At 60.5% G+C, this 20,709-nt stretch carries 18 protein-coding genes; 11 read left to right on the top strand and 7 right to left on the bottom strand.

Features of this window, described 5'->3' with window-relative positions; genetic code table 11:
- Positions 1-5 precede the first annotated feature (5 nt).
- On the bottom strand, positions 6-1,517 hold the full coding sequence (locus O6W96_RS19070) for an oligosaccharide flippase family protein (RefSeq protein WP_353471000.1): 1,512 nt from the start codon (positions 1,515-1,517) through the stop codon (positions 6-8).
- Positions 1,518-1,684: 167 nt separating this feature from the next.
- On the opposite strand from O6W96_RS19070, the gene O6W96_RS19065 reads away from it, so the two are divergent.
- From O6W96_RS19065 to wecB, 10 genes are all read left to right on the top strand, one after another.
- Positions 1,685-2,788 (top strand): glycosyltransferase family 4 protein, encoded by a 1,104-nt coding sequence (locus O6W96_RS19065; RefSeq protein WP_353470999.1) that lies wholly within the window; start codon positions 1,685-1,687, stop codon positions 2,786-2,788.
- 129 nt (positions 2,789-2,917) lie between these two features.
- Complete coding sequence (locus O6W96_RS19060) at positions 2,918-3,973, top strand: glycosyltransferase (protein WP_353470998.1); 1,056 nt, start codon at positions 2,918-2,920, stop codon at positions 3,971-3,973.
- A gap of 168 nt (positions 3,974-4,141) precedes the next feature.
- On the top strand, positions 4,142-5,245 hold the full coding sequence (locus O6W96_RS19055; RefSeq protein WP_353470997.1) for a glycosyltransferase: 1,104 nt from the start codon (positions 4,142-4,144) through the stop codon (positions 5,243-5,245).
- A 3-nt stretch (positions 5,246-5,248) separates the two neighbouring features.
- On the top strand, positions 5,249-6,328 hold the full coding sequence (locus O6W96_RS19050) for a glycosyltransferase family 4 protein (protein WP_353470996.1): 1,080 nt from the start codon (positions 5,249-5,251) through the stop codon (positions 6,326-6,328).
- A 467-nt stretch (positions 6,329-6,795) separates the two neighbouring features.
- Complete coding sequence (gene asnB / locus O6W96_RS19045) at positions 6,796-8,757, top strand: asparagine synthase (glutamine-hydrolyzing) (protein WP_353470995.1); 1,962 nt, start codon at positions 6,796-6,798, stop codon at positions 8,755-8,757.
- 72 nt (positions 8,758-8,829) lie between these two features.
- Positions 8,830-9,825 (top strand): GDP-mannose 4,6-dehydratase, encoded by a 996-nt coding sequence (locus O6W96_RS19040; RefSeq protein ID WP_353470994.1) that lies wholly within the window; start codon positions 8,830-8,832, stop codon positions 9,823-9,825.
- A 248-nt stretch (positions 9,826-10,073) separates the two neighbouring features.
- On the top strand, positions 10,074-10,307 hold the full coding sequence (locus O6W96_RS19035; RefSeq protein WP_353470993.1) for a hypothetical protein: 234 nt from the start codon (positions 10,074-10,076) through the stop codon (positions 10,305-10,307).
- Positions 10,308-10,408: 101 nt separating this feature from the next.
- Positions 10,409-11,413, top strand: a complete 1,005-nt coding sequence (locus O6W96_RS19030) for a M48 family metalloprotease (protein WP_353470992.1) — start codon at positions 10,409-10,411, stop codon at positions 11,411-11,413.
- Positions 11,410-11,802, top strand: coding sequence for a J domain-containing protein (locus tag O6W96_RS19025; RefSeq protein ID WP_353470991.1), 393 nt, complete (start codon positions 11,410-11,412; stop codon positions 11,800-11,802). The genes O6W96_RS19030 and O6W96_RS19025 overlap by 4 nt, the downstream gene beginning before the upstream one ends.
- A gap of 31 nt (positions 11,803-11,833) precedes the next feature.
- Positions 11,834-12,967: a non-hydrolyzing UDP-N-acetylglucosamine 2-epimerase gene (gene wecB, locus O6W96_RS19020; protein ID WP_353470990.1), complete on the top strand. Its 1,134-nt coding sequence runs from the start codon at positions 11,834-11,836 to the stop codon at positions 12,965-12,967.
- A gap of 43 nt (positions 12,968-13,010) precedes the next feature.
- Here the strand turns inward: wecB and O6W96_RS19015 are convergent, their stop codons facing one another.
- The 6 genes from O6W96_RS19015 to O6W96_RS18990 all read right to left on the bottom strand — a co-directional run bounded on the left by O6W96_RS19015 (position 13,011) and on the right by O6W96_RS18990 (position 19,003).
- Complete coding sequence (locus tag O6W96_RS19015; protein WP_353470989.1) at positions 13,011-13,940, bottom strand: sugar transferase; 930 nt, start codon at positions 13,938-13,940, stop codon at positions 13,011-13,013.
- Positions 13,941-14,786: 846 nt separating this feature from the next.
- Positions 14,787-15,653, bottom strand: coding sequence for a glucose-1-phosphate thymidylyltransferase RfbA (rfbA, locus tag O6W96_RS19010; protein ID WP_353470988.1), 867 nt, complete (start codon positions 15,651-15,653; stop codon positions 14,787-14,789).
- Entirely contained in the window at positions 15,650-16,579 is a 930-nt protein-coding gene (rfbD, locus tag O6W96_RS19005; RefSeq protein ID WP_353470987.1) for a dTDP-4-dehydrorhamnose reductase, read from the bottom strand. Before rfbD ends, rfbA begins: the two co-directional genes overlap by 4 nt.
- Complete coding sequence (gene rfbB, locus O6W96_RS19000) at positions 16,576-17,631, bottom strand: dTDP-glucose 4,6-dehydratase (protein ID WP_353470986.1); 1,056 nt, start codon at positions 17,629-17,631, stop codon at positions 16,576-16,578. Before rfbB ends, rfbD begins: the two co-directional genes overlap by 4 nt.
- Before the next feature lie 11 nt (positions 17,632-17,642).
- Entirely contained in the window at positions 17,643-18,209 is a 567-nt protein-coding gene (gene rfbC / locus O6W96_RS18995) for a dTDP-4-dehydrorhamnose 3,5-epimerase (protein WP_353470985.1), read from the bottom strand.
- Positions 18,210-18,292: 83 nt separating this feature from the next.
- Positions 18,293-19,003 (bottom strand): class I SAM-dependent methyltransferase, encoded by a 711-nt coding sequence (locus tag O6W96_RS18990; protein ID WP_353470984.1) that lies wholly within the window; start codon positions 19,001-19,003, stop codon positions 18,293-18,295.
- A 376-nt stretch (positions 19,004-19,379) separates the two neighbouring features.
- Between O6W96_RS18990 and O6W96_RS18985 the strand changes: the two genes are divergently transcribed.
- Entirely contained in the window at positions 19,380-20,651 is a 1,272-nt protein-coding gene (locus tag O6W96_RS18985) for a right-handed parallel beta-helix repeat-containing protein (RefSeq protein WP_353470983.1), read from the top strand.
- Positions 20,652-20,709 lie beyond the last annotated feature (58 nt).

Raw genomic sequence — 20,709 nt, 5'->3', positions numbered from 1 at the left:
TTGAATTATATTGCCCAACGGGCGCGTCTGTAGCCGATGCGGTCTAGGACGATCAGTCGTACAGCAGGAGCGCTGAAGGCGGATGCCGCAATCGAGGCCAAGCCGGCCAAGGCCAGCGGTACCAGTTGCCACATGCTACCGTCCGATATTCCTCGGAATAATATTTTAACCAGAACAACCGCTAACGTTGCCGAAACGATGGGAATGATAGTATCCTTGACGTACCAAGCCCGCATCTCGGACCGGAGCAGACGCTGGTGCATGATGTTGATCGTGAAGATCAGGTGAAATACATTACTAAGCAGCCACACGATCGCTACGCCAGTACCGCGGTATACCGGGGCCACATACATGATCGCGGGCAAAGCGAACACTAGCACGACAACGTTTGATAGGAACGCTAAACGGGTCCAACCCGCCCCTGTCTGCAGATAATAGGGAAGAACCATCAGTCCATTCAGTAGATTGCCGATAGCAATGATTGAAAGTACCGTTGCAGTCTTCCCCGCAAGTTCCGGATCGTGCGTCCATAAGAGAAGCACTTGATATGCGAATAACGCCATAACTGCAGCAACACTGCCTGCGCCCACAGCAACCAACTGCGATCCTAGATGATATAGGCGAACAAGCGCACCTGTTTCGTTGCTTGATAACAACTGAACTATTCTAGGCTGCCAAGCGCGGGCAAGCGGGTAGACTACGGAGAATATAACAGCCGCAACGGTACTAGCGAGACTATAATAACCAAACTCCTTCAACGTTACAGCGCGGGATAACACCAGTTTATCCACTTGCGTAACGAGCACGCCGACAAGGGTTATACCGGTCATACCTCCGGCGAACCTGCCGACCGACCGCAATGCGCTTCCCGAAAAACGAGCATTTCTCGCAATTTTTGGTACTGAACGGTAGGTCAAGGCAGCTAACAACGCGACCGTCACGACTGACATGGCTGCCTGCCATTCGAAAAAGACGATGATAGACGCTCCGAACATGTGGAATATCAGCAATATCCCGACGCTGCGGACAGTTGCCAGTAGCGCAGTCGCGCCATTGGACAGCACTTGGCGTTGTAAGCCCACGAGGCAACTTAAATATATGCCTTCCATAAACCGGATGGCCGCAACAAATCCCATCAGCAAGAAGGCCTGCGCAACCACAGGCTGAGGTACAGATCCTGTTTTGAGCCAATGCGATGCCAGCCAGCCCGATGACGCCCACATCCCGAAAACGATGACTAACGCCACGACCAAACAGATAGTTTCGATCGATCGCAGCAAGTCCCTGATCGATTCAGGCTTCTGCGTACCACCGCTAAGTCGAGCCATTTCACGGCCCAGCGTCGGCGACATGCCCATATCAAGCAGCGCCAGCCAGCCCTGCAGCATGGCAAACAGTCCGATCAGACCAAAGGATTCGATACCAAGATATCGGATGTAGACTGGCACGAACGCAAAGCCGATGAGGACGGTCCATGCTTGGCCGGCATAGTTCGCAATCACGTTACGCCGAAGCATGAAATATCATCCAGTTAGAAAGGCTCGTCGACCGCAGCGGCCGCCTAACATGGAGGGGCTTAACACGCATTCGAAAAGTGGGCTCGTTTCTAGGTGCGAACAGAGAGATGGCGAACAGGCTGGAAAGGTAGGATACGTGCGCAATGATTGTGCATACCACGCCTCGCTTGCCTTCTGATATTTACGGCCAAGTACTGCTGCTCAGCGCAGTCGACCTCTCGGCACCGCCGGGCGGACGAGCTATGCTGAGCCGGACCAACCTGCTGGTGCTGCGCGACCTGCTCGGCGATCGGCTGGTTCATGTGCGTCCGCCCCGCTCCACCTCTCGGCCCCGTGACGCGTGGCGCGGCTGGGTCGACGGGATCGACGCCACGCTGATCGCCGATCTTGTCGCGCGTATCGATGCGGAAGAGATCACGCAGATGTTCGTCGACGGGTCGAACTATGGCGCCGCGGTCGCTGCGGTGAAACGCGCGCGGCCTCGCGTGCGGATCATCACTTTCTTCCACAACGTCGAAACCCGCTTCTTCTGGGGCGCGATGCGCACACGGCGCACCATCAAATCGGTGGCGGTGCTCGGTGCGAACTGGCTTGCCGAGAATATGGCGGTCCGCCGCAGCGACATCCTGGTGACGCTCAGCGATCGCGACTCTGCCGGGTTGCGACGCCTGTACGGCCGCGGCGCCGACGCAGTCGCGCCGATGGTGCTGGAGGATCGGGCAGCGCCCACGCCTCCCGCCCCTGCAATCCCCGGTGGCTACCTGCTGTTCGTCGGTGGCGGCTTCTACGCCAATATCGCCGGCATCCGCTGGTTCGCGCAGGAGGTGGCGCCGCGGATCGATCTTCCCGTGAAGGTCGTCGGGCGCGCGATGGAAGAACTCGCAGACGTGTTCGACGCGATAGCCAATGTCGAGCTGGTCGGAGCGGCTGACGACCTCGCGCCCTGGTACGCCGGCGCGAGGCTGGTGATCGCGCCGATCTTCGACGGATCGGGAATGAAGACCAAGGTCGCCGAGGCGCTGATGTATGGCAAACGCATCGCCGCTACGCCGGAAGCATTGTCGGGTTATGCTGAGGACGTGGTGGCAGCGAGCTGGTGCTGCGAAGACGCCGATGCCTTCGTCCGTGCCGTGGCAGACGTGGTAGCCGCGCCACCACCGCCGTATGATCCCGCGATGCGCGCGCTGTACGAACGCGATCACTCGCGGACTGCAGGTGCCGCACGGCTCAGGCACATCATGGCTCCGTCGAGCAACTCGACGCTTGCATAACGTTTAATCATCACGCACTGTTTTTGTGTACTTTTCGACAGGTCGGGTCGGGTCGGCAAAACGTTCCAAGATGAGTACGATCAGAATATGAAGATTTGCGTAGTAACCCCGGTCTGGGGAATCGCTGGTGTGCCGCTGGCACAACGACGGTTGGCACTTGCACTCTTCGCCCGAGGCCATCAGGTTGATCTCGTCATAGGATCGACCAACCCTGTGCTCACCATCCCAGACACGCCGGGAGTAAACGTGATCGCTTGGGATGTATCTGGCATCCGCTATATTATTCCTAAGTTAATTAGTTACTTAAAAGTCGCCAAGCCCGACGTGGTGTTCTCCGCCGAAGATCACCTCAACGGCGCAGTGCTGGTGGCGGCGATCCTGGCAGGATCGAAGGCAAAGATTACTGGCTCCTCTCGAGTGCCACCCAAGGACAGCTATTCGAATACGCCCTTCACCAGAGGCTGGCTGCGCAAGCAGGCGATGCGCGTCACTATGCGCCGCGCCGACGCGCTGACCTGCGTGTCCGAAGACATGGTTGCCAATTACCGCACGTATTTTCCGGCGGGCAAGCACGTCGCGGTCTACAATATCATCGACGACACAACCACGCGGGCGCGCGCGGCGCAGCCCGTTGACCATCCCTGGTTCGTCGATCGTGATCTGCCGCTGGTCGTCGCGGCGGGGACGCTGACGGGCCGCAAGAACTTCCGCATGCTGATCTCGGTGATGGGCGAGCTAAACCGTCGCGGTCACGACATCCGCCTGGCACTGTTCGGAGAAGGCTATCGCCGTCCCGAGCTGGAGGCGCAGATCGCCGAGCTGGGCATCGCCGACCGCTGCTGGCTTCCTGGGCAAGTCGATAATCCACTCGCCTATTTTGCGCATGCCGACGTGCTGGCGTTGACCTCCTATGCCGAAGGGCTGCCCAACGTGCTGGTTGAGGGCATGGTCGCGGGCTGCACGCCTGTCGCGACCGACTGTCCGACCGGCCCCCGCGAGGTGATCGAGGGTGGAAGAGTGGGCTATCTGGTGGCGATGGACGACGTGCCGGCGATGGCCGACGCGATCGAATGCGCTCTCGCCGCCCCGGCGACGCGCGACGTGCTGGACCGTGCCATCGCGTCGTTCCGCGAAGACGTAGTGATTGCCCGACACTTCGAACTACTGCACATCAGCGGATCCTGATTTCTCGCTGCGGGCCGACGTCGTCGCATGGCACGACCGCGCGCGCATCCACGCGCCGTTTTCAAATGACCTGAAAGCCCCTACGAGGCGATATTTTCGCCGACCGATCTGCACGAGACGCTGCCTGCCGGGCCGGGAAAATGCAGTAAACGTCAAACCGGATTCCTCATGACGACCCAAAAGATCCTTTTACTCGCTGGTCGCTACGGCCTGTCCGGCGTGCCGCTGGCGCAACTGCGTCTGGCGCGCGTGCTGGCACGCCGCGGACATACGGTGAAGCTTGTATACGGCATGCTGAACGAGGGCATCGAACAGCCCGTCGGCGATGGCCTGGACATCGTGTTCCTGCAACGCGCTCGCGTCTCGTCGATGGTTCTCCCATTGGCGCGGCTATTCAAGAGTTATGAACCCGATATCGTCTTCTCGGCGGGCGACCATCTCAACTCCATGGTGCTCATCGCGGCGTACCTGTCGCGGACGACCGCCAAGATCAGCTGTTCGTCGCGCGTAACGCCCTATGACACCTATTCCAGCCAGGTCTTCAGCAAGGGATGGCTTTTGAAGCAGGTCATGAGGCTCGTGATGCCACGCGCCGACGTTCTGACATGCGTTTCCAAGGACATGGTCGATCAGTACAGGCAGATATTTTCCTCGTCCCGTCATGTCTGCGTCTACAACATCGTCGGCGATGCTGAGTCCCCTGCTGTAGCCAACCGGACGAATTCCAGATCTTCGTTGCCGCGCGACCATGTCTATAGGATCATTGCGGCTGGCGCCCTCGAACCCTGGAAAGGATTTGCCGATCTGATCGATGCCATGAGCATCGTCGTTCGTTCGGCAGATGCCCACCTGACCATCCTAGGTGAGGGATCGCAACGATCGGCGCTGCAATCTCGTATCGACGATCTGGGCCTGTCGGACAGCGTAGTCCTCTACGGTAACGTCGAAGATCCCCTAAACTATTTCAGTCGTTCGGATACATTCGTACTATCGTCCTATCTCGAAGGGCTGCCCAATGTTTTAGTCGAGGCGATGCTTTCCGGTTGCACACCCGTATCGACGGACTGCCCTACCGGCCCACGCGAAGTCCTCCAGGACGGACGATATGGCTATCTCGTTCCCTTGAACGATCCGGCGGCGCTGGCGGCAGGAATTCTCCAGTCGTTCGAATCGCCGATATCGAATGACGATTTGCAGGACGCGATACAGGGATTCCGTGTCGACAACGTCTTGAAGCGGCACGCCGAATTGCTTGGCGTCGATGGGTTGTGATGTATGGCTGAAATACCAAAAAAACATGCAATACTGTTCTATGGAGGCTTCGCGTCCAGATCAGGCGGCGCGTTCATGCATACCACGACCTTGTCGGAAGGTCTTCGTAATCGCGGGTGGTCGGTCGATACCATCACGCTCGACTGTTTGCCGTGGGTTTTCCGATACCTTCCTCATATCGTAACGATCATAGGAAACTGGATATATCCGCCACTTGGCTTCTATTACAAAGGCCTGCTTACCAGAGAGCTGTACAAGATTTTTATCGAGCGCGATAAATCCGACCTGCTTGTATTCGAAGATATCTATCTCGGATGGAATTCCGATAATCCGTCGATAAGCGTTCTGCATGCCGTGTGGAGCGATAATCTCCAGTCATATAATTTTGACAGCGACAAGATATCTCGATTAAAGGCAAAAGAAGTAAAGTTGATCAACAGACTCGATCATCACGTAATCACCGTGTCCGATCCATATAAGAGGTTTCTTGAGGATATTCATTTCCGCGGATTTGAAAGTATCGATCTCGACGTCGTTGAGCTAGGGGTGAATACGGATGACTTTACCCCACGCGGGCACAAAGACGATTTCGATCACAACCGGTCCTTGATATATTGCGGTGCCTTGGAGGCGCGTAAAAATATCTACTTCATGCTTGATGTATTCAGCCGTATTGCCGCGGTCGACCCCTTGGCAACGCTTACGATTGTCGGTGACGGACCCGATCGTGACGGCTTGGAAAAATATGCTGCGCAGTGCAAGATCTCCGTCGATTTCCTAGGAAGGTTACCACACGAGAAGGTTCTTCTAGAACTTGCGAAGCACGATATCTATATCCACACGGCATCAAAGGAGTCGTTTTCTTTTGCGCTTCTCGAGGCAAAGCTTTCAGGTCTGACGACGTGCGCCTTATCGAGCCTCGAAGTGCCGCAAGAATTTATCGATGTCGGCCTCGAAGATTTCGACGTGGAGGAATGGTCCGCCAAAATCCTCGCGATCGACGCTCGTCCCGACCTGAAGGATTTTCCGGATTACTCGATCGATCGGTTGACCGAGCATACGCTCTCATTGGTCTCGATGTGACCTGACCCTCGCCGCCCATTCCACCGCGACCGCGGACCGATCGGCGTGTCGAGGGGCGCCGGTTGCTCATCCGGACTGTGGGATGGTGAAATTGCCGCTTTACCGCGACGGCACGCCTTTCGGTCGGCGTGGATCGATCACCATCGGCGCCGCTTCCGCCTCGGCAATAGCGTCTTGCCAAAAGGCGTAACAGAGCAGTCGGTTCCAGCGAGCACATACCAGTGACGATAGCCATCAGTTAGTAAGAATAGGGATAATCATGACCGGCAGGCCGCAAAAATATGTGGCATGCGCGACTGACTTTTTTGGTGGGTCGCCTGCATTGATACCCTGCTGCCTAGATGTACATTTGCCGGAAGAAATGATCGGACAACTATCTCCTCTCGCCTGTGACCACGCCCGCCACTGGACTTGCGCGGGGCGATGCGCTTTGAGCGGCATTCGGTGGAAATAGTAGGAAGTAGCGCATGTGCGGGATCGCGGGTTATTGGAGCAAGTCTGGCGAGGCAGTCGACGCCACCGCCATGGCGTCCGCGCTGTCGCACCGCGGCCCCGACGACAGCGGTGCTTGGGCCGACGCAGAAGCTGGTATCGCTCTGTCGCATCGTCGGCTTGCAATCATCGACTTGTCGCCCACCGGGCACCAACCGATGGCTTCGCCCGACGGACGCTGGCTGCTGGTCTACAATGGCGAAATCTACAATCACCTAGCGATCCGCGCGGAACTTGAAGCGGACGGCGCGATTGCTTGGCGTGGTCACTCCGATACCGAGACGCTCGTCCACGGCATCGAGCGCTGGGGGCTGGAGGCAACCTTGCAAAGGTCGGTGGGGATGTTCGCGCTGGCGGTTTGGGACCGAAAGGAACGCCAGCTTCATCTTGCCCGCGACCGGATGGGGGAGAAGCCACTCTTCTACGGATGGAGCCACGCCGGCCTCGTTTTCGGGTCGGAGCTCAAGGCACTGCGCGCGGCGCCCGGGTTCGACAATCCGATCGATCCAGAGGTTCTGTCGCTCTACTTCAGATTCAATTACGTTCCCGCGCCCTGGTCGATCCTTCGACATGTCTACAAGATCGAGCCAGGTGTGATTGCGACATTCGATCGCGCAGCGCTCGAAACGATCCCGCCCGCCCCGCCGACCGCAAACAATGTGTCGTATCCCGGAATCACGCTGCGGCGCTACTGGTCGCTAAATGACGTCGTCGCGGCTGGTGCCGACGACAGGATGACCGAGGCAGAAGCGCTGTCCGGCCTGGAGACGCGTCTGTCCGATGCCATACGGCAGCAGGCGATCGCCGATGTGCCAGTCGGCGCCTTCTTGTCCGGCGGTGTCGATTCCTCCGCGATCGTCGCGCTCATGCGCAATGTGACGAATGCCGAGGTAAAGACCTTTACGATCGGCTTCGCCGAGACCGGCTTCGACGAAGCCCCCTATGCGCGCGCGGTAGCCGCGCATCTCGGCACTGATCACCATGAAATGTACGTAGGTGCCGAGGACGTACGCGCCGTGATCCCCGATCTTGCGCGTATCTACGACGAGCCGTTCGCGGATTCCTCGCAGATTCCGACCGTGCTACTCAGCCGCCTGACACGTCAGTCGGTGACGGTTGCCTTGTCGGGTGACGCCGGGGATGAGCTGTTCTGTGGCTATAACCGGTATCTCGTGTCGCGCCGCACCTGGGACAGGGCAGCGCGCATCCCGGAGCCCGTGCGTCGCAGGCTAGGCAAGGCCCTGACGTCGATCTCGCCCTCGCGTTGGGACAGTCTCACCAGGCTGCCTGCGGTGCCAAGTATCTCGCAACTTGGCGACAAGGTCCACAAGGTCGGGCGGATGCTGCAGACCCCTCTGGGCATCGCCGACATCTACCGCGCGTCGAGCGAGGAATGGGCTGGTAGGCTGCCGCTGACATCATCCGCGCGACTTGCTGCGGGGATCGATACCCCGCCTGCGTTGCGCGACACGGCGCAGGAGCAGATGATGCATTGGGACATGCAGTCGTACCTGCCCAACGACATCCTGGTAAAGGTTGACCGCGCGGCGATGTCGGCCAGCCTCGAGACGCGCGTGCCCCTGCTCGACCACCGTGTGGTGGAACAGGCGTGGGCGACCCCGCTCGAGTTCAAGATGCGCGGCGGGCAGGGCAAATGGGCACTACGGCAGATCCTGTACCGCTATGTACCCAAGGAGATGATAGAGCGCCCCAAGGCGGGGTTTGCGATCCCGATCGGCACATGGCTCAGGGGGCCCTTGCGCGAATGGGCGGAGGATTTGCTGTCCGACAGCGCGCTAGCCGAACAGCCTGCGCTCGATGCAGCCATGATCCGCGGGCGTTGGGCCGAGCATATTGCTGGTACGCACGACCGGACCGGCGCGCTCTGGGGCGTACTAATGTTCCAGGCATGGGCGCGCGAATGGACCGCAGGCTGATCGCTACAAGGCCTGCCGTTGCTGTTTGGCGACCTGCCCCCTAGAGCCATCTCGATTTTCAGGAGTGACTGCATGCGCGTTCTCGTTACCGGCGCGGCCGGGTTCATCGGCTTCAACGTCAGCCGCCACCTGCTCGCACGGGGTGACACGGTGCTCGGCATCGACTGCCTCAACGACTATTACGACGTCAAGCTGAAGCATGCGCGGTTGGCCGAGCTCGCCAAGCTGGGTACCGGCTTCGCGTTCAAGCAGGTCGATTTCTCCGATCACGTCGCGCTCGAGGCCGCGCTCGATGGCGAACACTTCGACCGCATCGTCCATCTCGGCGCACAGGCCGGCGTGCGCTATTCGATCGAGAACCCGCGCGCCTACCTGCAGGCCAATCTCGCTGGGCATCTCAATATGATCGAGATCGCCCGGCACCGGAAGGTCGAGCATATGGTCTATGCCTCGTCCTCGTCGGTCTATGGCGGCAACGACACGCTGCCGTTCCGCGTCGAGGACCGCGTCGACCAGCCGCTGTCGCTCTATGCCGCCACCAAGAAGGCGGACGAGCTGATGAGCGAGACCTATGCGCATCTCTACCGGATCCCGCAGACCGGCCTGCGTTTCTTCACCGTCTATGGTCCCTGGGGTCGTCCGGACATGGCGATGTGGCTGTTCACCAAGGCGATCTTCGACGGCAGGCCGATCAACGTGTTCGGTGAAGGCAACATGCGGCGCGACTTCACCTATATCGACGACATCGTCGCCGGCATCGTTGCCTGCGTCGACAATCCGCCAGCCGACGACGGTACCGTGAAGGCCGGTGGCAGCATCGGCCCGCACCGGATCTACAATATTGGCAACAGCCAGTCGGAGGATCTCGGCCAGATGATCTCGCTGATCGAGCAGGCCTGCGGCCGCCCTGCCACGCGCAATCTGCTGCCGATGCAGCCCGGCGACGTGCGCGATACGTTTGCCGATATCAGCGCGATTCAGCGCGACCTGGGCTTCGAGCCGCGCACCACGATCGCCGAAGGCGTGCCACGGTTCGTGGAATGGTACCGCGCCTATCACGGACTGTGACGATCGAGCGGACGCCCAGTGATCGCGATCAACCCTTTTTCAATACGGCGGGTTCAATGCGACGGCTCGATCGATTTTGGCATATTCTGAAAAATCGGGAACTAGTCTCGACAGACGAAGTTGGACCATCGCAGTATACTGGTATCGAATATCGCTGTGCTGCAAAGATTCTACGTGACAACGCAGGCCGGTCCGGTGTAGGCGGATCACGATATTAGGTTCTCTGAATCCTAAAAGGGGATGACGGCGTGAAATTGAAGGCTCTTTACACGGCAATGGCGGCGCTTTCGCTCGTCGCAGCGCCGACCATCGCGGCAGCGGCACCCGTTGCCACGCCGCTTACCCAGCCTGCGACCGAATCGGTCGACGGCGACAACGCACTCGCTGGTGGCGGCTTCCTGATTGCGGCACTCGCAGTCGTAGCCGTCGGCCTCGGCATCTATGTCGTTGCAGATTCGGATGACTCGCCCAACAGCCCGTAAGCTGTTCGGTTTCCAATAAGAAAATGGCTCGGATGGTAACGCATTCCGGGCCTTTTTCTTGTCTATGATTCGTAACCATCTGAAGCGATCGGTAGACGACCATGGCTAACGCCGCGTTCGCGCTTAGTGTGTTGGTGCCGATCGCAATTACGGTGACGGGTCCGGTGAGCATGACCGGGCAGAATCAGGGTGCAGACAGGACCGCTGCACGGACCGTACCGGTGACAGCTACCCTGCCGGGTCGCGAAGAGGATGGCCGTGTCGCGGCTATCGCGTTCCGCCTCGCCGTTGCCGGCCATACACGGTGCCAACTGCCCGAATCTACAATTGGGCTTGTCTTGCAGCATCTGTCGCAATTCGAACCAAATGATCGCGCTGGGCTAACGAACAGTCATGCGCTCGACAAGGGACCAGGCGTCATTGCCGTCGTGCCGACGGGCCCAACCGCCGGAGTCATCGCGCCCGGCGATGTGCTACTTGCTATAGACGGCTCGGCGCTGCCCCCCGAAGTCGGCCTTCTCTCACGCTTTGATGCGCGCGTCGCCCATGCCCGCGCCGATGCGATCGACGATCTACTTGCCGCCAAGATCGCGCCTTTTGCGATAACGCTACTGCGAAAGGGCATCGTATCAACCGTACGAGTCACACCTGTGCTTGCCTGCCCATCACATGTCCACTTGGCTCGATCGGGACAGCGTAACGCCTATGCCGACGGACGGCACGTCTTCCTAACCACCGGACTGCTCGCGAAGATACACGACGACGACGAACTCGCCTTCGTCATCGCGCACGAAATGGCGCACAACATCCTGCGCCATGCGACCGTGATGCGCAGCAATAGTGTCAAGCATGGCCTTGGCCATACGCTGGGAAACAGTGGCCGGATTGTACGACAAGCCGAACGCGACGCCGACGCACTTGCCGGCGTACTGATGATCGACGCCGGTTTTGATCCGGTCAGAGGTGCGGCCGTGCTGACGCGGCTCGGCAACAATCTCGGCCTGTTTGAGGCGCACGATTCCGCCGGTCGGCGGATCGCCGCGATGCAGGCGATGCAGGCGATGCAGGCGATGCAGGCGATCGTAGCGGCACAGCGCATGCCATGACACAACGCGATTTCTATCAGGTACTTGGCGTCACGCATGACGCCACGGCGACCGACATTCGAGCTGCGTTCGTGCGGCTCGTCTGGTATCATCATCCGGATCATGCGCCGACTATCGGTGATCTGACGAAGCGCTTAGCCGATGTGCAGGAAGCCTATCGCTGCCTATCCAATCCGGATACGCGCGCACGGCACGATCGCGCGCTGAAGGACGACGAACGACAGCATTACGCGCGGCAGCGCAGCATCCACCGCCGCCTGCGCCGGTACGATGTAAGGCATCCGTATTCGCAACCGCGCCTCTATCGCCGATTTCGCTGGCGTTCCCTGCTGATTACGTTGATCGGCGCTGCGATAGTCACGCGTGCCACTCTAGAATTCATTGGCTGACAGCTGGTCATGCAAGCAAGGGTCTAACGTCATGCGCGTCCTTTCAGTGTTCGGAACCCGTCCGGAGGCCATCAAGATGGCGCCAGTCGTCAATGCGTTGGCAGGAGTAGAGGGCGTGGATGCGCGCGTATGCGTCACCGCCCAGCATCGCGAGATGCTAGACCAAGTTCTCGGCCTGTTCGACATCCGTCCCGACTATGACCTCGACTTGATGAAACCTGGTCAGGACTTGACCGATATCACCGCCAACGTGTTGCACGGCCTAAAGCCGATCCTGTCCGACTTCCGGCCCGATCTCGTGCTGGTTCACGGCGACACCACCACCACGCTAGCGGCGACACTTGCGGCCTATTACCAGCGCATCCCAGTCGGCCATGTAGAGGCCGGCCTGCGCACGGGAAACATTCTATCACCGTGGCCGGAAGAGGTGAATCGCAAGGTTGCAGGCGCTATCGCTACGCTGCATTTCGCCCCTACCGAACGCTCGCGTGCAAACCTGACCGCCGAGAATGTACCGGCCGGCAATATTCACGTCACCGGCAACACCGTGATCGATGCGCTACAGCAGGCCGTCGCCATCATCGGTGCCGACGCAGCACTGGAGCGCGATCTGGCCGACCGGTTCGCGCTCGATCCCGCCAAGCGCCTTATATTGGTGACCGGACACCGCCGGGAGAGCTTTGGTGATGGGTTCAATCGAATTTGCGCAGCGCTCGCCCGCCTCGCCGTTCGCGACGATGTCGAGATCGTCTATCCGGTGCATCTCAACCCTAACGTGAAGGGCCCGGTCTCCGGCACGCTAGGCGGCCTTGGCAACGTCCACCTCCTCGCGCCGCAGGATTATCTGCCGTTCGTCTATCTGATGAACCGGTCGCATCTCATTCTGACGGATTCGGGGGGCGTCCAGGAGGAAGCGCCCTCGCTCGGCAAGCCGGTACTCGTGATGCGCGAGACGACCGAACGACCGGAGGCGGTGGAGGCAGGAACCGTCCGTCTGGTCGGAACCGACGTCGATCTCATCGTTGCGACCGCGACTATGCTTCTTGACGACGCTTCGGCTTACGATGCGATGAGCTTCGCGCACAATCCCTATGGTGACGGACAGGCAGCCGCCCGTATCGCACGGATCGTTCAGGACATGGCCCGGGACAGGACAGGCTCCTGAACCACGCGGCGCGACGTCTTCCGCACCGGTAACCGCGTGTCGGTTATTTCGCTCCGAAGCCGGTGAGCATGATTCCGATGGTGCGCAACGCGATCAGCAGGTCGAGCCACGACGAGAAGAACTTGATGTAGTAGAAATCATAGTTAAGCTTGACGTGGACGTCGTCGAGTCCTGCGACATGACCCTGGTTGACCTGTGCCCAGCCGGTAATCCCCGGCCGGACGATATGTCGATAGGCATAGAACGGCAGTTCGCTCTCGTACCAGGCGGATAGCGGCACCGCCTCCGGGCGCGGCCCGATCCAGCTCATCTCACCGCGCAGAATGTTGACGATCTGCGGCAGTTCGTCGATCCGCGAACGTCGCAGGAAACGGCCGATCCCGGTGATGCGATTATCGGCATCGCGCGTGATCGCCGAGTGCCGCGCCGCGGCATCGCTGGTCGTCGCCTCCTGCTCCACCATCGTGCGGAACTTGATCATATCGAACGGCACGCCGCGATAGCCCATCCGGCGTTGGCGAAACAGGATCGGCCCGGGCGAGCTTGCCCGCACCAGCAGCGCGACGACGATCAGCAACGGCAGCAGGATCGGCAGCAGCACGACGCTCGCGACGATGTCGATCGTTCGTTTGACACCACGATAGCCGAGCGCCGGCAGCAGCGACCCAAAGCTGTTCTCCGACAGGTGCTCGATCTGGACACGCCCGGTCAGCGATTCCCGCAACTGCTTGGTGTGATAGACCGGGATGCCGGAGAGCGCCGCCTGGGCCAGCATACGCTCCCATTCGGGCGCGTGATCGGAGCGTAGATCGACCACGATCGAGGCACTGGGATCGTCCGGAACGACAGGTTCGACCAACCTGATCCAATCCACGTCAGGCGTATCGTCGACGATACCGGTCTTACCAACCGGTACATAGTACATGCGCTTCGGTGCCGCGCGTTGGTTGAAGTAACCTAGAAGAAACGTCATGCCTACCGAAGCAATATATCCGGCAAGTAGCATGGACCCGCTATAGCTGGCTCGCGAAACCAGTAATATTGCCGCAGCGGACCCGAACGTTGTCGAGAAAGCCGGTAATATAAAACTGAATGCGCGCGCGCCCGGATAGATCGTTACCCTGCGAAACACGAGCAATGCCACGACCGCCGATATCAGCGAGGTAATCTGCGTGTTTACCGTGCTTGGCAGATCCAGTGAAAAGGTACCGGACGCTATCAAAGGCGAAGTAAGCGGCACACAATAGGCGGCTAATGCTACGAGAACAAGCGGCTTCAACAACCGAACCTCTGTGTGGCTCGCTCGCGTCGATCTTCCCTGATCACCTCGTACTAACAAAAGCCACCCCATACTCAGCCAGCGACCAACCATCTCTATGTCAGAGCTGCGGCAAAGCCAGCGTACAGTCGAGCTAACAGGCCACTATGCCGGACAACGCACAAGAGCAAGCAATTCAAATTTACAATAATCATTGCCGACTAGCTTGCATGCCAACCGTCCGGCACGTGGGATCCGGATACGGCGCTCGCCGTTGAAAACTAGGTCGAAAAAGATGCTTTTACAGAGCCGACACCTTTACTCGCGCGCTCTTACCGACGCCCGATGAGCCACAGTATAGGCTTGACGATCCCAGCTATCATTATCGACGGGAGCCGGTCATCACAGACGTACCGAATGCCAATTCCTGATATAGCTGCCTAGGACCGCGTGATCCTGATATCGGTACCGGCTCAAGGAAAGCCTTGATATTCAAATCCAGTCAGCCGTTTTTATCAGTAGTGAAACGACTAGCTACCTCGCAGGATCGTCCTGTGCGCCTTACTCCGCGATCGCGTTCAGGATCGCGCGGCCATAGGCCGTCTTGCTGAAGCGTTCGCCGGCCGCGCGGGCCTGATCGATCGAGATGAAACCCTGCTGGTAGGCGATCTCCTCCAGGCAGGCGACCTGGATGCCCTGACGGTGCTGGATGGTGCGGACGAACTCCGAGGCCTCCAGTAGGCTATCGTGCGTGCCGGTGTCGAGCCAGGCGTAGCCGCGGCCCATCTGTTCGACGAACAGGTCTCCGGCGTCCATGTAGAGACGATTGAGATCGGTGATCTCGAGTTCGCCACGGGAGCTCGGCTTCAGGTCGCGCGCGAACTGGACGACGCGGTTGTCGTAGAAATACAGGCCGGTGACCGCATGGTGCGACTTGGGCTTTGCCGGCTTTTCCTCGAGGCTGACCGCCTTGCCGCCCTCCCCGAACTCGACCACGCCGTAGCGCTCGGGATCCTCGACGCGGTACGAGAACACCGTCGCGCCACCCTTGCGTGCGACCGCGCTCGCCAGCAGATCGGTCAGATGCGCGCCGAAGAAGATGTTGTCGCCGAGCACGAGCGCGACATCGTCGTCGCCGATGAAGTCCGCGCCGATCGTGAACGCCTGGGCGAGGCCCTCGGGCTTGGGCTGTTCGGCATAGGAAATCGCCAGGCCGAATGCCGAGCCGTCCTCGAACAGGCGACGGTAGTTATCGAGATATTCGGGGCTCGAGATGATCAGGATGTCGCGGATGCCGGCGAGCATCAGCACCGACAGCGGATAATAGATCATCGGCTTGTCGTAGACCGGCAGCAGCTGCTTGTTCACAGCCAGCGTCGCTGGATGAAGCCGCGTGCCCGAGCCGCCTGCGAGAATGATACCCTTCATTGGGAGATGTCCTTCTTGGGGGCCCCGAGCAGTTCGTCGAGGATGTTGCCGAGCGCAGTCTGCCACGCCGGCGGATGGATGCCGTAGTCGCGGGTGATCGTGTCATGACTGAGCAGCGAATTGGCGGGGCGCGTGGCGGGGGTCGGGTATTCGGCGGTCGCGATACCCTCGACCTCGGCGCTGGCCCCGCCCCGCGCGGCGCTCTGGGCGAAGATTTCGCGCGCGAAACCTGCCCAGGTGACCGCGCCGGCGTTGCTGAAATGATAGGTGCCGGTCGGCGCAGCGGGATCTTCGACAAGACGCATCGTGATCGTCGCGAGCGCGGCTGCGAGATCGGTCGCCGACGTCGGGCTGCCCTGCTGGTCGTCGACCACGCGCAGTGTCGGATTGGTCGCGCCGACGCGGAGCATCGTCTTGATGAAGTTGTTGCCGTGTGCGCTGACCACCCAGGCAGTCCGGACGATCGCGTGCCGTGCGCCCGAGGTGCGGACCGCGAGCTCGCCCCCGAGCTTCGACGCGCCGTACACGCCAAGCGGCGCGACCGGATCGTTGACGTCCCACGCGCCATCGCGGGCGCCGTCGAAGACGTAATCGGTCGAGACCTGGACGATCGGGATACCCGCCTTCGCGCAAGCCTCAGCGAACGCTGCGGGCGCCATCGCGTTGACGGCCCAGGCGGTGACGATGTCGCTCTCGGCCTTGTCGACAGCGGTATAGGCACCGGCCGAGATCACCGCGGCCCAGGGCGTGGACGCCACCATCGCGGCGATCGCGGCGGTGTCGCGCAAATCGAGTTCGTCGATGTCGATCGCGGTGACCGCCCAGCCTTCCGGCCAGGTATAGCGCTTCAGCTCGGTGCCGAGCTGGCCGTTCCCGCCGGTCACCAGGACCTGTTTGATACCGTCCGCCTGACCGCCATCGCTCATACCGAAAGCCCGCGGCGCTGATCGGCCTTGTGCTCGGCGACGATCGCTTCCCACCAGCTCTGGTTGTCGAGATACCAGGCGACGGTCTTCTTGATACCCGTCTCGAACGTCTCGGTCGGCTCCCAACCGAGCTCGTCCTTGATCCGGCTCGCGTCGATCGCATAGCGCTTGTCGTGGCCGGGACGGTCGGCGACATAGGTGATCTGCGTCGCGTAGGACTTGCCGTCGGCACGCGGGCGCAGCCGGTCGAGGATTGTGCAGACGGTCTTCACGACCTCGAGGTTCTGCTTCTCGTTGTTCCCGCCGACATTGTAGGTCCGGCCGGGCTCGCCCTTTTCGAACACCGCGTGCAGCGCGCGGACATGATCCTCGACGAACAGCCAGTCGCGGACCTGATCGCCCTTGCCGTAGACCGGAAGGTCGGCGCCCGCGAGCGCCTTGACGATCATCAGCGGAATGAGCTTCTCCGGGAAATGATACGGCCCGTAATTGTTCGAGCAGTTGGTGATCAGCACCGGCAACCCGAAGGTATGGCCCCACGCGCTGACGAGGTGATCGGAGCCCGCCTTCGACGCCGAATAGGGCGAGCGTGGATCGTACGGCGTGTCCTCGGTGAACAGCCCGGTGTCGCCTAGCGAGCCGTAGACCTCGTCGGTCGAGATGTGATGGAAGCGGAACGCCGCCCTCGCCTCGTCGTCGAGCCCCAGCCAATAGGCGCGCGCTTCGCTCAGCATCGTGAAGGTGCCGACGACGTTGGTCTGGACGAACGCGCCGGGGCCGTCGATCGAGCGATCGACATGGCTTTCGGCAGCGAGGTGCGTGACGATCTCGGGCTTGAACTCGGCGATCGCGGCCTTGACGGCCTCCGCGTCGCAGATATCACCCTGGACGAAGCGGTAGCGGTTCGAACTCGCGACGCGCTCGACCGTCGACAATGTGCCGGCATAGGTCAGCTTGTCGAAATTCAGGACCTCATGGCCGGTGTTCTCGATCAGGTGACGGACAAGCGCCGAACCGATAAAGCCGGCCCCGCCGGTGACGAAGATACGCATGGGTCTGTCCTTCAGACGAGCGGGCCGAGCGGGCGGCCGTCATAGGGGAATGGGCTGTCGAACGCGGCGAGCAGCGGCTGGACCGCATCCTTGGCCGAGAGTTCAGGAGTGGTGCCGGCCGGCATCGGCCATTCGATGCCGATTGCCGGATCGTCCCAGCGGATGCCGCCATCGGCGTCGGGGGCGTAGGTGTCGGAGCATTTGTACGTCACTTCGCAATCGGGCTCGAGCGTCACGAAGCCGTGCGCGAAGCCGATCGGGATGAAAAGCTGATGCCCGTTCTCGGCGGACAGTTCGGCACCGACCCACTGCCCATAGGTCGGCGAACCCTTGCGGATATCGACCGCGACATCGAAGATCCGGCCGCGGATGCACCGCACCAGCTTGTCCTGCCCGCGTGGCGGCGTCTGAAAATGCAGTCCGCGCAAGGTGAATGCGGGGACCGACAGCGAGTGATTGTCCTGCACGAAAGTGCAGGTGATACCCAGCTTGGCGAACGCCTCGACATTGTAGGTTTCGGTAAACCAGCCACGGGTATCACCGTGACGCCTGGGACGGATCAATTGAACGCAAGACATGGGCAGGCGACATAGCCGTGCACTCGATCAGGGGCAATCGGGCGAACGGCTCCGGTTCGTGCCGCGCCGTTCGCCCTCGATTGCTAGGCGACCCGACGCACCCGCACCAGATATTGCATGACCATGAACCGCCCCAGCATGCCCAGGCTCAGCGCATTCAGCAGGCCCTTTTTCCTGCCGAGATAGCCCCCGACGGTCTCGAGCTTCAGCCCCGATTTCGTCATCATCTCGACCGCGGTGGCTTTGGTGAACCACCGCAGATGCGTGCGATCGAGCAGCCCTGCATCCTGCAGTTCATACCGACCGCGAAGAACCAATGGCACGACCAGGCTATGATGATTGACGTTCGGGATGCTCGCCACGATGATTCCGTTGAGCGCCAGGCCCCTGTGAAGCTCCTCGACGGTCGACCACGGATCCCGCAAATGCTCGAGCACGTCGAAGCACAGGATCGTGTCGAACGGCCCATGGTCTTCGAGAAGCGTGCGCAAGAAGATCGGGTCTTCGAGATTTCCGCTGACCGCGACGTCGACGCCGTCTGCGGTATCTCCAGCGACCTGATCCGCCACGACTACAAATGTGGCCCCATGCGCGGATTTCAGTGCAGCACCTGTTGCCCCGACGCCACCACCGAGATCGAGCACGCGCCCTGCACAATCGGGAATTATATCAAATACATCACTACGAACATGATTATGATATTTATCTATAGCTTCGACCATAATATCTATAGCTTCGACCATAATCGTTTTTTCCAAGCTTGGTATAGAATCAACCAAGACGGTATTTATCATTATTCATGGTTGATTATAGAATTGAATGCCTTTCCTATCTCACCGTGATCTTTCGATTTATAAACCACTGCTTTTTGGGAATAATTCCGCTATTTATTCATGAAAGATCGCCATGCCTTCCATGGTCGCGAAGATTTTCGAACGAACCTTCGGCATCGCCGTGGGAAGGAAATACCGGGCAATCTCTACGAAAACCCGATCGGAGCATCGGACTTGCACCCGGGGCACCCGCAGGCCAGAGATGGCGTGACGCCATGCCTTGCGCAGATCGACAGCACGGATCTGCCGTAGATCAACTGGCCAGCTCGAAGCGGCGCTTTTCCGACCCGGTCGGTAGCACCCTGTCGTGATGCCGGCTTTTTAGAAGGGAACGACTATGCGGAATCGCACCGGTATCGATCGGCGATGGATGATGGGCAGCACTTTGCTGGCAATCGCGTCGACAGCATGCGGGCAGGCTGCGCGTTCGAGTGGCGCCGGAACCGTCCGCGCGTTCGGTGCGCGGGGTGACGGCGTCACCGACGACGCGCCGGCGATCCAGCGTGCCATCGATGCGGCCGCACAGGCCGGCGGAGGCGTGGTGACGCTCGACCCCGGCACCTATCTGTTACGCTATCGTCCCTCCGACGACGGCGATGGCGGCAGCGCCTTGACGCTGCGCTCGGGCGTGACGCTCGAAGGGACCGATCGCGCACGGTGCATCCTGAAGCTTGCCGATGCGCAGTTGGGCCCGGGCAGCTATGCGCGGATCATCGCCAGCAAGGGCGAGATCAGCCGCGCCGTGCTCCGAGGCTTTACGATCGATGGCAGCCGCCAAGGCCAGGGACAGTTCCGCGACGGGTTCGGCGGTGCCGCTGTGCTGCTGGGCTGGAAGGGACGCTGCGTCGACGTGACGGTCGAGAATCTGACCGTTCACGATGCCGTCGGCCAGGGCATCATGCTGCAGGGATCGATCGAGTCCGTATCGCGCAACCTGCGCATCGCCAACAACCTGGTCGAGCGGACCAGCTTCATCGGCATCCAATGCTCGCAGTTCGACGGCGTCGAGATTGTCGGCAACCGGATCAACGACTGCTACGACAATGCGATCGACGTGTATGGCGACGATACCGCCGGCCATTCCACGGTCGCCACGTCGCATCGCGCGACGATCACCGACAACCAGATCCGCGGATGCAGCATCGGCGTATTCCTAGAAACCGTCGCGGACTGCGTCGCCGCCCGTAACGTGATCGCCGACTGCCGGACCGCGGGCGTACGCGTCAATCGCATCCACGGCGAACCGCGCAACCTGACGATCGAGCGCAACACGATCAGCGGCACGCCGATCGGCGTCGCGATGGGCGGGGATACGGGCGGCGTCGTCATCCGGGACAATGCCATTCGCGGTTTCACAAAGGCCGGTATCGAATTCAGCTACAACGTCAGCCGCGTGACAGCGACCGCGAACCGCTTCGTACCCGCCACCCGGACGACACCGATCGTGCTCGGTCAGCCGACCACACTGGGTTCGACGCCCGAAGAGCAGCTCGCGCATGTCAACATCAACAACAGTCGCGTCCCGCGCGGCCACGACCAGGAAAGCCTGTTCGTGAACCGGTACCGGCGTATCGCCGATGTCCAGGTCGGCCAGTTCGTCCGCCAGTAGCACTCATCCCGGCAGGACCCGTGCCTTTGTCCCGCAGGTCCCGCTACCACGCGAAGAC

This window comes from Sphingomonas faeni (genome assembly GCF_040407495.1).
Classification (GTDB): domain Bacteria; phylum Pseudomonadota; class Alphaproteobacteria; order Sphingomonadales; family Sphingomonadaceae; genus Sphingomonas; species Sphingomonas faeni_D.
This window is presented reverse-complemented; position numbering and strand designations above follow the sequence as displayed.

What these genes read in the sequence shown, in the direction of transcription:
- rfbD (WP_353470987.1), bottom strand. Translation starts at nt 16,579, where the DNA reads ATGAGCGATGGCGGTCAGGCGGACGGTATCAAACAGGTCCTGGTGACC.
- rfbC (WP_353470985.1), bottom strand. Translation starts at nt 18,209, where the DNA reads ATGTCTTGCGTTCAATTGATCCGTCCCAGGCGTCACGGTGATACCCGT.
- O6W96_RS19070 (WP_353471000.1), bottom strand. Translation starts at nt 1,517, where the DNA reads ATGCTTCGGCGTAACGTGATTGCGAACTATGCCGGCCAAGCATGGACC.
- O6W96_RS19025 (WP_353470991.1), top strand. Translation starts at nt 11,410, where the DNA reads ATGACACAACGCGATTTCTATCAGGTACTTGGCGTCACGCATGACGCC.
- asnB (WP_353470995.1), top strand. Translation starts at nt 6,796, where the DNA reads ATGTGCGGGATCGCGGGTTATTGGAGCAAGTCTGGCGAGGCAGTCGAC.
- O6W96_RS19040 (WP_353470994.1), top strand. Translation starts at nt 8,830, where the DNA reads ATGCGCGTTCTCGTTACCGGCGCGGCCGGGTTCATCGGCTTCAACGTC.
- rfbA (WP_353470988.1), bottom strand. Translation starts at nt 15,653, where the DNA reads ATGAAGGGTATCATTCTCGCAGGCGGCTCGGGCACGCGGCTTCATCCA.
- O6W96_RS19015 (WP_353470989.1), bottom strand. Translation starts at nt 13,940, where the DNA reads ATGACGTTTCTTCTAGGTTACTTCAACCAACGCGCGGCACCGAAGCGC.
- O6W96_RS18990 (WP_353470984.1), bottom strand. Translation starts at nt 19,003, where the DNA reads ATGATAAATACCGTCTTGGTTGATTCTATACCAAGCTTGGAAAAAACG.
- rfbB (WP_353470986.1), bottom strand. Translation starts at nt 17,631, where the DNA reads ATGCGTATCTTCGTCACCGGCGGGGCCGGCTTTATCGGTTCGGCGCTT.
- O6W96_RS18985 (WP_353470983.1), top strand. Translation starts at nt 19,380, where the DNA reads ATGCGGAATCGCACCGGTATCGATCGGCGATGGATGATGGGCAGCACT.
- wecB (WP_353470990.1), top strand. Translation starts at nt 11,834, where the DNA reads ATGCGCGTCCTTTCAGTGTTCGGAACCCGTCCGGAGGCCATCAAGATG.
- O6W96_RS19050 (WP_353470996.1), top strand. Translation starts at nt 5,249, where the DNA reads ATGGCTGAAATACCAAAAAAACATGCAATACTGTTCTATGGAGGCTTC.
- O6W96_RS19030 (WP_353470992.1), top strand. Translation starts at nt 10,409, where the DNA reads ATGGCTAACGCCGCGTTCGCGCTTAGTGTGTTGGTGCCGATCGCAATT.
- O6W96_RS19055 (WP_353470997.1), top strand. Translation starts at nt 4,142, where the DNA reads ATGACGACCCAAAAGATCCTTTTACTCGCTGGTCGCTACGGCCTGTCC.